At 29.8% G+C, this 13,030-nt stretch carries 8 protein-coding genes; all 8 read right to left on the reverse strand.

Going from position 1 to position 13,030, the window contains the following annotated elements; all coding sequences use genetic code 11:
- Window positions 1-1,677: condensation domain-containing protein (locus BUB36_RS10935; RefSeq protein WP_165613072.1), on the reverse strand; the 1,677-nt coding region annotated here is incomplete at its 3' end.
- Window positions 1,678-1,724: 47 nt separating this feature from the next.
- A complete protein-coding gene (locus BUB36_RS10940) occupies window positions 1,725-4,946 on the reverse strand; it encodes a non-ribosomal peptide synthetase (protein WP_165613073.1) in 3,222 nt (1,073 codons plus the stop codon).
- A gap of 58 nt (window positions 4,947-5,004) precedes the next feature.
- On the reverse strand, window positions 5,005-6,150 hold the full coding sequence (locus BUB36_RS10945; RefSeq protein WP_073149908.1) for an acyl-CoA dehydrogenase family protein: 1,146 nt from the start codon (window positions 6,148-6,150) through the stop codon (window positions 5,005-5,007).
- 5 nt (window positions 6,151-6,155) lie between these two features.
- Window positions 6,156-7,922 carry an asparagine synthase (glutamine-hydrolyzing) gene (gene asnB, locus BUB36_RS10950; RefSeq protein WP_073149910.1) on the reverse strand — a complete coding sequence of 589 codons (1,767 nt, stop codon included), beginning with the start codon at window positions 7,920-7,922 and terminating at the stop codon, window positions 6,156-6,158.
- A gap of 32 nt (window positions 7,923-7,954) precedes the next feature.
- The gene (locus tag BUB36_RS10955) at window positions 7,955-9,784 is read right to left on the reverse strand and encodes a KamA family radical SAM protein (RefSeq protein WP_073149911.1); all 1,830 of its coding nucleotides are present in this window, start codon (window positions 9,782-9,784) and stop codon (window positions 7,955-7,957) included.
- Window positions 9,785-9,799: 15 nt separating this feature from the next.
- Entirely contained in the window at window positions 9,800-10,804 is a 1,005-nt protein-coding gene (locus BUB36_RS10960; RefSeq protein WP_073149913.1) for an adenine nucleotide alpha hydrolase family protein, read from the reverse strand.
- Between the two features lie 72 nt (window positions 10,805-10,876).
- A complete protein-coding gene (locus BUB36_RS10965) occupies window positions 10,877-12,397 on the reverse strand; it encodes an AMP-binding protein (RefSeq protein WP_073149915.1) in 1,521 nt (506 codons plus the stop codon).
- Between the two features lie 16 nt (window positions 12,398-12,413).
- Window positions 12,414-12,650 carry a phosphopantetheine-binding protein gene (locus BUB36_RS10970; RefSeq protein ID WP_073149917.1) on the reverse strand — a complete coding sequence of 79 codons (237 nt, stop codon included), beginning with the start codon at window positions 12,648-12,650 and terminating at the stop codon, window positions 12,414-12,416.
- Between the last annotated feature and the right edge of the window lie 380 nt (window positions 12,651-13,030).

Raw genomic sequence — 13,030 nt, forward strand, 5'->3', positions numbered from 1 at the left:
GGCTCCACCTGCTTTTAGTATGCCTATGATTCCAACAACCATATCTATGGATCTATCGGTCATTATTCCAACTATATCTTCAGCTTCAATTCCCTTGTCTATTAGAAGTCTTCCTAGCTTGTTTGTTCTTTGGTTTAATTCTTTATATGTCAATTCTTCGTCTTCATATACTACTGCGATTTTATCTGGCATTTTGTCTACTTGTTCTTCAAACAATTCATTTATTGACTTGCTTTTTGGATATTCTACATAGGTATTATTCCATTCTATTAGCAGTTGTTTTTTATCCTGTTCTGTTATCAGTTCTATATCGGCTATATTTCCATTAGGATTACTTACTATGTTGTGCAATAATTCCTTATAATGCTTTATTATTCTTAAAATCGTTTTTCTTCGGAATATATCTGTATTATATTCAACTACTATATCAATACCATCACTACTATTATGTATATCAAAGAGAATATCAACCTGTGTTGAATTAACTTCTGGTTCTAACCATTCCTCTGATATTACACCGTCAAACTTACTATTCTCCTCATAACTAGTAACCATATTGAACATTACACGGAATAGAGGATTACGACTATTATTATTACTTCGATCAGGATTAAGCTTTTGTATAAGTCTTTCAAAGGGATAATCCTGCATATAATATGCATCCTCTACTTTTTTATGTACTTGTTTTAGAAAATTTTCAAATGTAAGCTTTTCGTCAACATTCATTCTTATCGCTACCGTATTTACAAAAAAGCCTACTAGTTTCTGTATTTTTTGATTATAATGTCTACCAGAAAATACTGTTCCTATTACTATATCCTCTTGATGTGAATATTTCTGTAAAAGCACATAATATGCTGATAATAATACAGAAAACATTATTACTCTTTTTTCTAAACATAAAACTCGAAGCTTTTTCACTAAATCTGCTGGTAATTTTTCTTTTTCCAATGCTCCATTAAAGGTTATATTAGCTGGAGATGAATAATCAGTAGGTAGCTCTAATATTGAAACTTCATCTTTAAACTCCTTAAGCCAATATTCCTCTTGTTCCCTTGTTTTGCATTCAATAAAATTTTCTTTCTGCCATACTGAGTAGTCCTTATAGTCATATTCTAATAAAGGTAATGTACTATTGCTTGTTACTCCTAAATACCCATTATATATTTGCTTTAATTCACTCCATATTATTTGAAAAGAAGCTGCATCTGAAATTATATGATGGAGCTTTAGTATAATAATATAGTCATTATTATTAAGCTTTATTAAGGTAGCATAAAATAATTGCCCTCCATTAACATTCATTGGAGTCAAACCCTCTTTATTCAATATATTAATTGCTTCTATTTCACGTTGTTTCTCATTCATATGTGATAGATTAATATATTGAAAAGTATTATCATCCATTTCGTGAAAATATTGAACTGGACTACTATTAATCATTTTCATTCTAGTCCTAAGAACAATATGCCTATCTATTATGTCTTCTAGAGCTTGTTGTAAAACTTCAATATTTACTCTACCTTTTAAACGTTTGCAGGAAATTAAATTCCATACTGTGCTTTCTGGTTGTAATAAAGATAAGTACCAAAGCCTATCTTGTTGAAAGGATAAAGGATAGTACATTTTATCCTCAGCGTTACAAATAGGAGGATATTTTCTCATAGTATTTCCCATTATAATCCAACCTTTCTAAACCCATGTTTTAGAGAATATTTTGCAATTCAATTTCTTGCCACTGCTGCTTCACTAAGTGCTAATTCAATTGTTTTGGCTATCTCAAAAAGTACTGGCAAATCTATAAAGTCCATCATTGACAGACTTATATTAAAAGTTTCTTCAATTTCAGAAATAAATCTAATAGTTAGTAAAGAATTTCCACCAATACGGAAAAAGTTATCATTGATACTAACTCCCTTAATATTCAGTAATTTTTCAGTAATCTCTATTAGTTTTTTCTCTACTTCAGTCAAAGCTTCCTCACATTCCTTTGTAGTTTGCTTTTCAATCACCGGATCTGGAAGAGCTTTCCTGTCCACCTTACCATTTTGATTTAAAGGTAAAGCATCTAGTTTTACAAAAATAGACGGTATCATATAACTTGGAAGCCATTTTTCTAGATACTTGCGCAAGCCATTTTCTGATAAAGCTGACCCTCCCTCCATTACTACATAAGCTGTAAGAAGTTTATTATTAGGCTCTATTTCTCTTACTATTACTACAGCTTCCTTGACTTCAGCGTGTGAAAGCAACGTTTTTTCTATTTCTTCAAGTTCAATTCTATATCCACGTAACTTAATTTGATTGTCTGAACGTCCAATAAATTGTATGTTTCCATCACTTAACCATTTTCCAATGTCTCCAGTCTTATACATTAATTTTCCTTTTTCAAAGGGATTACTTACAAACTTTGATTCCGTAAGCTTAGGAAGATTTAAGTATCCCTCAGCTAATAAAACACCACTTATACAAATCTCCCCAGGAACACCAACTGGTACTGGATTATTATTTTTATCTAAAATATATATTTTACTATTGTTAACAGGTCTACCAATTGGTACATAGTCATTATCATTAATATTCCCATCATATCTATACATAGTGGCACATATAGTTGCTTCTGTAGGTCCGTATCCATTTACGATACAGATTTCTTTATTCAACTGTTTATAGGCTTCAAGCGTATCAAATCTTATAGGCTCTACCCCAACTAATAATTTGTTTAGCTTAACTTCTTTATCTGATTTTAATTTTAGAATAAGCTTATGTATCTCCTTTAGCAATGCAGGTGGTATATATGTAAAAGTTATATTTTCATCTAATATTGTTTGTGCTACCTTATGCACATCTACTACCATTTCATTATCAAAAAGCAGTAGCTTTGCTCCATATACAATAGGAAGAAAAATCTCTCCCACGCTTACATCAAAAGATATATTTGCAAGACTAAGGCAATTATCTTCACTTCCTACCTTTCCTTCAAATTGCTCATAGAGTGTACATAAAAAGTTATGTAACGACTTATGACTAACCGCAACACCCTTTGGGCTACCCGTAGAACCAGATGTATATATTATATAAGCTCTATCGGTAGACTTATTATTATTGCTAATTTTTGAAACCATATTATTATAAAGTTCTTTATCTTCTAAATATAAAGTCTGTCCTTCAAAGCCTATTTCATTAGCAATATCACCACAAGTTAATAGTAAATTTGCTTTACTATTTTCTAACATGTATTTTATTCTATCCAAAGGATAAGATGGGTCTATTGGAAGATAAGCCCCACCAGCCTTTAATATCCCCAATATTCCAATTATCATTTCAAGGCTTTTTTCTGTAATTATGGCTACTATATCGTTAGGCTTTACTCCTTTTTCTCTCAATACTAATGCTAATTGATTTGATTTCTTGTTGAGTTGACTATATGTCAACTGACTATCATTATATTTTACTGCAATACTTTCAGGTGTTTTTAATGCTTGTTCTTCAAAAAGTTGATGTATACATTTTTCTTTTGAATATTCTTTATTTGTCGAGTTCCAATTTTCCAATAGTTGTTTCCTTTCATCTGAGTTAAGAATATCCAACTCCGATATTTTTGCACTAGGTACTCTTACAATGTTACCTAATAATTTAATATAATGTTTTATCATTCGTCTTATCGTTTCTCTTTTAAAAATATCAGTATTATATTCAATATAGATTTTGATATCTCCATTATTGTTATGTATTTCAAATAAAATATCCGCTTGGGTTGAGTTTATTTCTGGTTCAATATACTCTTCATTTTCAACACCACTAAATAGTTCCCTTTCACCATAGTAATTCAGCATATTAAACATTGCACGGAATAAAGGATTTCGATTATCTATGCGGTCAGGATTAATCTTTTCAATTAATCTTTCAAATGGATAATCTTGCATATAATATGCTTCATTTATTTTTTCTTGAACCTTTCTTAGTACCGCTTCAAAAGTATCACTATCTTCTATATTAAGCCTCACTCCAACTGTATTTATAAAAAATCCAGCCATATTTCTAATATCTGCACAATAATGTCTTCCTGAAAATACTGTACCTATTACTATATCCTCTTGTTGACTATATTTATGCAAAAGTATATAATACGCAGAAAGAAATGTTGAAAACAATATTACCTTATTCTCAAAACTCAACTTCTGAAGATCTTTTGTCAACTCTTTGGGCAATGCAGCTTTTTCTATTGAACCATTAAAGCTAACTTTAGGTGGAATAGAAAAATCTGTAGGTAAATCTAATATTGGTAATTCCCCGCTAAACTGATTTAGCCAATATTCCTCTTGCTCCCTAGTTTTAGTCTCATCAAACATTTCTCTTTGCCAAACAACATAATCATGATAATTTATATTCAAAGAAGGTAAAATATTCGCATTGTCTACACACATTAATGCGTTATATATTTGCTTTAAATCTTTCCAAAGAAGTTGGAAGGTAGTTGCATCAGAAATAATGTGATGAAGCTTTAGAATTAATAAATATTCATCTTCCTTCATCTTGATAAGTGAAGCTTTAAATAATTGTCCTTGATTAACTGGTATTGGTAAATTATATTCTTTATCTAGAAGCCTGTAAGCTTCAGCTTCTGGCTGAGCCATATTAGAGATATCAATAAATTGAAAATTCTTATCCTCTAAATTTGAAAAGGATTGAACAGGTATATTATTAACAAAATTAATCCTTGTTCTAAGAACAGAATGTCTATTTGCTAAAGCCTGAACCGCTTCATTCATTTTTTCTACACTAATATTCCCCTTTAAATGTTTACAGGAAAGCTTATTCCATAATGTACTGTCGGGTTGTAGTTGCGATAAGTATAATACTCTTTCTTGTTGGAATGATAGTGGACAATTCATTATTCCTGTAGAGTGAGGAATTTTATCATATTTTCTCTTATTATTCTTCATATAAAACTCCAGCCTTTCTTTTTTATACAGATATTTATTAATAAAAATATGTTTAAATCTAACTGTTTCTCTTAATAATTTCATCTGCTATAATCAATCTTTGTATTTCCGATGTCCCGTCTCCTATTTCTGTTATCTTAGCATCTCTGAAAAATCTCTCTAGAGGAAAATCCTTAGAATATCCATATGCACCAAGCAGCTGAATCGCATCTTTTGTTACTTTTGTTGTCATTTCAGATGCAAAAAGCTTTGCTTCCGATGCCTCCTTAGATATTTGCTTACCCTCATCCTTCATCCTGCATGCCTTATATAAAAGTAAACTTGCGGCATTTATATTCATTTCCATATCAGCTAAGATATTTTTTACTGATTGAAAATGATATAAATATTTGCCAAATTGCTTTCTTTGCTTTACATACTGCAAACAAATTTTTTGGGCACCCTCTGCAATACCAATGGCAATAGCTGCCATGCCTAATCTTGCTGTAATTAAAGTGTTGTGCAGTATTTTAAATCCATAGTTTTTTTTACCTATTAAATTCTCCTTTGGCACCTTAACATTTTCAAAAATCAGTTCACCTGTATCAGACCCCCTCATACCTAATTTTCTTTCTTTTTTTTCTGATGTTTTTAAACCAGACATTCCTTTTTCGAGTAAAAATATACTAATACCTAATATATTTTTTTCTGGTGCTGTTTTTGCTGCAACAATATATAGATCAGCTACATTAGCATTAGTAATAAATATTTTATTTCCATTTAATAAATAATAATCCTCATGCTCTACTGCCTTTGTTTGCATTGATGATATGTCTGAACCGCTGTTAGGCTCAGTCAATGCAAAGGCTCCTATTTTTTCACCCTTAATAAGGGGCTTTAAATATTTAATTTTTTGATCTTCAGAACCAAAGGAATATATTGGGTTACAGGCTAAACTACTGTGGGATACAATTGTCATGGCTGTTGAAGCACATACCTTTGCAACCTCTCTAACAAATCCTGTATAAGCTATATAATCTAAACCAGCTCCATCATATTCTTCGGGATAATTTATTCCCAATAACCCCATCCTTCCTAGTTCCTTAAAATTTTCAAAAGGAAATATTTCTTGATCATCTATAAGACTAGCCATTGGTGCAATTTTTTTTTCGATAAAAGCTTTACCTGTATCTATCGCCAATTTTTGTAATTCTGTATATTCCATAAATATCACACTCCAAAAGTTTTATGCCAAGCCTCAAGGGATATTAAGGCATATGAAGTTCTAAATATAGCTAAATTATCTATATTTTTGAACCTATTTTTCTTGTTGAAAAAATCATTTACTGCTTTTTTATTGAAATATTGCGAAATTTTTGAACTACTTGATTGAACTAAGTCATTAGCAATATTTTTTCTAACATAAATAGTCTTTGGATCTATTGGGAACGGGCAAGGCTTCTTCTTTCTATTCACAACTTCAGTTGGCAATATTTCCCTTGCAATTTCCTTTAATATAAATTTTTCTACGTCATTCCTCACCTTATAATTTGATGGCACATTCGCTACATATTCTACTAATCGGTGGTCAAGGAAGGGTACCCTAGCTTCAACACTCCATGCCATACTTGTTTTATCTTGTCTTTCAAGCATTTCTAGTAAATAAAGCTTTAAAAATAAATATAACTTTCTATTTAAATAGTCATTGGTATCAAATCTATTCATCATATCATGTAATGTAGTGCTGATTTTCTTTGTAAAATGTGTTTCCTTTTCAATTTCAGGCTCAAACAACATTGAAACCTCATTATAATAAGGAGCCCAAGGGAATTCTGTAAGCTGATTATCTTGATTGAGAAAAAAGAAATATCCTCCAAAAAGTTCGTCAGCTCCTTCACCTGACAAAACAACAGTAATATCATCTTTTAAATTTCTATATAAAAGATACAAAGAAGGAGTTGTAAGTTCTATTGGCTTTTCTACATGCCATATAACATTTTCTAAAATATCATTGTATTCTTCCGTCTTAAGTAAAAATTCCTTATGTTTTGTTTTAAAAGTTTTAGCCATAATCCGAGAGTATTTTATGTCTGAGTTAGAATTGTTAAGTCCACTATTATCGCTATATTCCATAGAAAAAGTTTTTAGTTTGTTATTTACATATTCTGTAGCCACTGCTGAAACAAGACTTGAATCCAATCCTCCACTTAGAAGTGATCCAAAAGGCACATCACTCATAAGCCTTTTTTTTACCGAATCCTTAAATAAGTTTAGTATTTTTTCCTTATATTGGTTATAGTAATGAGTTCCTTCTGCTTCTCGTATTTCTATATCCCAATATTGATTCAGAAACTTACTTTTATTTTTGAAAACAAGAGTGTATCCAGCTGGTAGAGAATATATATTTTTAAACATTGTTTTTCCATCCAATAATATTGTGGAAAAAAAATATTCTGGAATAGAATTTACTTCTAACTCTGCTTTAATATCAGGATGTTGAAGAATCGCTTTAATTTCTGAAGCAAATATTATATTACCACTGCTTATACTATAATAAAGTGGTTTTATTCCCATACGATCTCTTGCTAAAAATAAAATTTCTTTCTTTTTATCCCATATTGCAAAAGCAAACATCCCATTGAATTTTAATACACAATCAGTTCCATATTCTTCATAGCTATGCACTATAACCTCTGTATCACAGTTTGTAATAAATTTATGACCTTTTGCTTTTAATTCTATTTTTATTTCTTCAAAATTATATATTTCTCCATTAAAAGTTACCCATACACTTTCGTCTTCATTGCACATAGGTTGATTACCATACTCAAGATCAATGATAGATAATCTTATATGCCCTAAGCCAACAAATCCATCTAAATAATAGTCACTACCATCTGGTCCCCTATGAGCCATAACTTTATTCATATTAATTAAAATTGTCTTATCTATCTTCATATCTTTTTCAAAATTATAAATCCCACAAATTCCACACATCCTCTATTCCCTCCAAAATATTCTAGCTTAGCTTAGAAATAGTACCATATAGTTTTATAATCCTCTGGATTTTCTCCCAAGGCTTTCAATTTGTTTAAAAAGTTATATATTGGTTCATCTGTATAAAGATATGTATTAACTGGAGTCATATACTTTTCCCATGGATAAAATTCATAAACTCTGCTACCATCCTTTAAAATCATAATTATATCATGATCTTGCCATGAGCTTAGATAATTTTTGCCAAGGGTAGGTATATTAAATACCGCCTTGTCTGTCCTAACAATACCAGGCATTATACGTGCTTCTTCTTTTTGTTCCTGAAGCAAACGTGCAACTGGCACTTTGAAATCTGATGTTTCTTCTTTCCCCTTTAGATTAAATAAATAATATGGACTAACTCCAATTGCTTTAAGATTTTCTCTCAAAAAACTGGTTTCAAATCTTCTGCAATTTTGCATAGTAAATACTTGTTGATTATACACGTCAATTCCCAACATTCTTATTTTTTTAATCACATTAGCCATTTCTTCAGTGATCTCATAAGCATTTTGCACATGAGTCATTATAGAAATTGTTCTAACAGAAATCTTATGATATTTTTCTAAAATACTTAAAAGTTCATCATCAAATCTCATAGGCATTGTTACAAGAGTTCTTGTTCCTATCCTAATTCTTTTAATATGTTCTATTTCTGAAAAAGCTTTAAGTATATATTCAATTTGTTCATTGTTCAGAATAAGCGGATCGCCTCCAGTAATAAGAACCTCTTTGACTCTAGAGTTGTTTCTGAACCAATCAATAGCCTTACCTAAATCCTTTGATGAAAATGCAGCATCTATGGAATTATCATTTTTAAGCTCCCAGTTTCTTTGACAATATACACATATTTGAGGACACCATGAATATGGCTTTACTATGGCTATCATAGGATATCTTCTTGTAATCAAATTTTCAGGGGATGTATCTGATTCATGCATATAATCAAGTAACTCCATATGTTCTATTCCATTTTTCAATATTTTATCTAAATATGTTTTATTAGGTATAACATGTGTTCTCAAACACCTGTCATGATTTAACTTGTCCTTTTTTTTATCCATAAGGGATAAATAATATGGAGTAATCCCAAAAGGAACCTTATTATCAATTGCTGTTTCAATACAGCTTTTCTCATATGAACTAAGCTCAATAATTTTCTCTATATCCTCTACCTTACGTAGTACCATTTTCAAATGCCAACGGTAATTAAGCCAATCCTCTTCTGTACCTCCTAACATTTCAAGTATTGCCTTTTTATTTTGTCGTCTTCTCTCAATTACATCTGGTGCCAATCCTGTTTTGTATTGATTTTTTTTTATAAACTCTAAATATTGGTTTGTTTTTTTGTCTAAATAACTAGATCTTGCTATTGCAGCATCTCTACCTACCATGTTTACAAAAGCTGGAACTTCATTTTTACAAATACCCGATCTTGAGTAAATTCCTGAAAGACCAATTATCCCCTTGAATAAATGAATCATTTCTTCTAAAAAAGCATCAGAAATTTCCTCCCAATCACTTTCATCCAAATTTTCAGTTGCCAATTTCCAAAGAATCTTTAAACAACTACATTTTGTTTTTTTTTCACTATCCTCTGATATAATGTTTTTAAAAACGTTTATACAATCTCTTACATTCTTTTTTTCAAGTGTATGCAATAAACAATTTGCAGACAAAATTTCTTTTTCACATTTATTTAAGTAATTAAACATATTTGTCCGTGCATCATTTATGTTGTCACTAGTTACAAGTAATCTTAATATATATGGATTAGAATTAAAAAGCTCATTAATTTTTTTACGGGAAACCATAACTATCATTCCCTTCACATTAAACTAATACATTAAGTTTTTTTCTATCTCTCTAGCAAATTTCAATGCTCTTTCTTCTGGATCCTCAACTCTTCTTAATGCTGCTTCTCTACTGATAATGCCAAGTCGAACCAACATACTCATCTCATAATCATATGGATGGAAATTATACAACTCCTTATGTTTAACAATACCTAAAGAATTTAATTTGCAGTTGGTTGAATTTGGATCAACGTCATCTGGTCGTTTCCAGCCAATTGTTTTTATAGTACTATATATTTTTTCTTCATTATATCCAATTAAAGGAAAAGCATTTATAGTATAAGGAAAAGGGTTTTTCTTATATTCTTCTTTACTTAGCATTAGATAATAGTAAACTTCTTCTCCTACCCTTTCTGCTAATGGTTTAAATAAATTTTTCCTTAATTCATAGGGAATTTTATTGTCTTTATAAATTATTTCACTTTCAGATTGTAATAATTGTCCTGGGCTATTTCCAAGCATAACCATAGGTATTTCTTTTTCTATTGCTATCCTAAGACACATATTTGCAACCATGCGTATACAGGATATGCAAATCCCACTTCCTGAATTAATAAGGTGCTGGGGATAAATCCCTGGAGTAGAACTTTCAATAAAAATTTTTTTCATCAGTTGTTGCTTTGGCTTTACTATTACATGATCTACATCTAAATTTTTTAAAACATTATTCATATTTTTAAAGGAATAGGTAGACATAAAACCATTATCAAAGGTAAAGGCTAATATATTAAGCTTAAATTTTTCTTTTAAAGTATATATCAAAAAAGTGCTATCCTTTCCACCACTGTAGGCTACAACCACATCATATTTTAAATTTTTAGATTTACTTTCATCAATTATTTCAGATAATCTAGCTTTTAACTTCTCTAAAGAAGGTATAAATTTATTTTTTTCTTTAAAACTATTACAATAAGAGCAGACTCCTTTCTCATCAAATGTAATTTTAGGAAAAGTTTCAGGCAAAACACATACGGTACATCGTTTCATAATTTATTTCCCCTTTTATATAAAATAGAATTCAAATAATAATTATACATAGTTTCTTATATTGATAAAAAACTAACTCAATTGAGATCGATTTATCTTTAAAGTTCCTGTTTTTGGTATATTATCTCTAAACTCAACTATATGAGGTACCATATAATAGGGTAAAATAGCTTTACAGTGACTTACTATTTCCTTTCTGGTTAATATTTCTCCATCATTGCATACTACTATTGCTTTTATTCTATTTCCATAATCCTTATCTATTACGCTAACAACAACAGCCTCTTTTACACCTTCTAGCTTGCATATACAGCTTTCTATTTCTTCAGGACTTATTCTATATCCCATTGATTTAATCATTGCATCCTTTCGCCCTTCAAAATATAGATATCCCTCATTATCAAGCCTTCCCAAATCACCTGTATAGAGTGCACCATCTTTAAATACCTTTTTAGTTTTAATCGGATCATTCCAGTAGCCTGGAGATATAAATACTCCACGATGTACTATCTCACCAATTTCACCTGCTTCACAAGGACTATTATCTTCATTTACAATCGTGATTTCTACACCTGGAATTGGTTTTCCAACAGATGGTATTTTTCTATCAAAATCATCAGGAGGAAGATATGTAGATCTAAAAGCCTCAGTTGTTCCATACATCATATAAAAATCTGTATTATTTAGTATTTTTCTAAGCTTCATTAAATCTTCCATAGGGAAAGCTTCTCCTATAACTGATATATATCTTAAGTGTGGATATTCGTACTTTTCAAAGGGAGAATATTTCTGTAAAAGCATTTTCCAAAAAGAAGGAACTGCATGAATACCTGTAATTTTCTCATTTATCATAGTTGATACAATATCTTTTGGAAATAGGGATTCTTGTAAAACTAAAGTACCTCCTACATATACCATTGTAAATAGTTGACTTAATGCTCCATCAAATGAAAACGGTGTTATACTTATTAAACGATCATCTGCTTTATTTTTTAGAAAGTCTGCTGAAATAACGGTGGAATCATAAAAAATCCTATGAGTAACAATAATTCCCTTTGGTTTCCCAGTAGAGCCAGAAGTGTATATAATCGCTGCTGGATCATGTTGATTAATATTTATGGTTTGCTTAAGTGGAAGGATAGTTTCTTGAAGTATTTTATTAAAATAATACATGTTCTCATTATCTTCTATATCTATTAAAGGTGACATGCTTATAAGCATATCAATTTGTTCTTGGTTTATATTAGCTTTTTTATAAATCTCAACTTTACTTTCATGAATAAATAAAACTTTTATATCACAGTCAGTTACTACATGTCGTAATTGATCTTCTTTAAAGCTTGGATTTATATGAACAAAAACAGCACCTATTTTCATTACTGCAAATATTATAATAATTTCTTCAACATTTTTAGTAGAGAAAATTCCTACTCTATCACCCTTTTTTATTCCTTTAGAAATTAAAAAGTCAGCAATCTTTGTTGATGCTTCATTTATTTCACTAAAAGTATAACGCTTATCTTTAAAAACAATTCCTTGCTTATTTCTGAATTCTTTAGAAGCCTTTTCTAACATTTCATGAATAAATTGCATAATATCTACCACCTTATTATGCTTTTATTAACTTCTCAATAAGATTTACAATACCATCAACCGAACCAAAACTATTCATGCTAATCTCATCAACTGGAATTTCAAGGTCAAAGGTTCCCTCGATAAAAGAAATTAAATCTAACACATGCAACGATGTCAATATGCCCGCCTCAAAAAGATTCATTGAATGGTCTAAAATGTCTTCATTAGTTAGCTCCTTAATATAAGCTTCTACTTTTTTTTCAATCATCATATTTCCCCCTCCATATTTTTAATTTTTTCCCATTACTATTTGATTATTTGAAACTATCTGCTTATATTAAACTTTTTCATAAAAATAACCTACCTTTCTTTTTAATATAAATGAATTATTAGCTTTTCTATGAGAAAATTTTTATCCTTTATGTATAAATTTATAAAAATTTTTACAAACTCTTAAATTAAAATCTTTTATAAAATTGTATTTTTATTAAACTTTTTTAAGTTGTTAAAAACATGTTTAACCGTTTCTAGATTAAGCTAATTATGAATTTAACTATCTTTTAAATTTAAACTCTAATAAAGACTTAAATTTGTATATTTAATAATACAAATTAATATTATCATTTTTTGTTTTAGTTGTAAATATTTACT

The organism is Paramaledivibacter caminithermalis DSM 15212 (assembly GCF_900142245.1).
In the GTDB taxonomy this organism is placed as follows: domain Bacteria; phylum Bacillota; class Clostridia; order Peptostreptococcales; family Caminicellaceae; genus Paramaledivibacter; species Paramaledivibacter caminithermalis.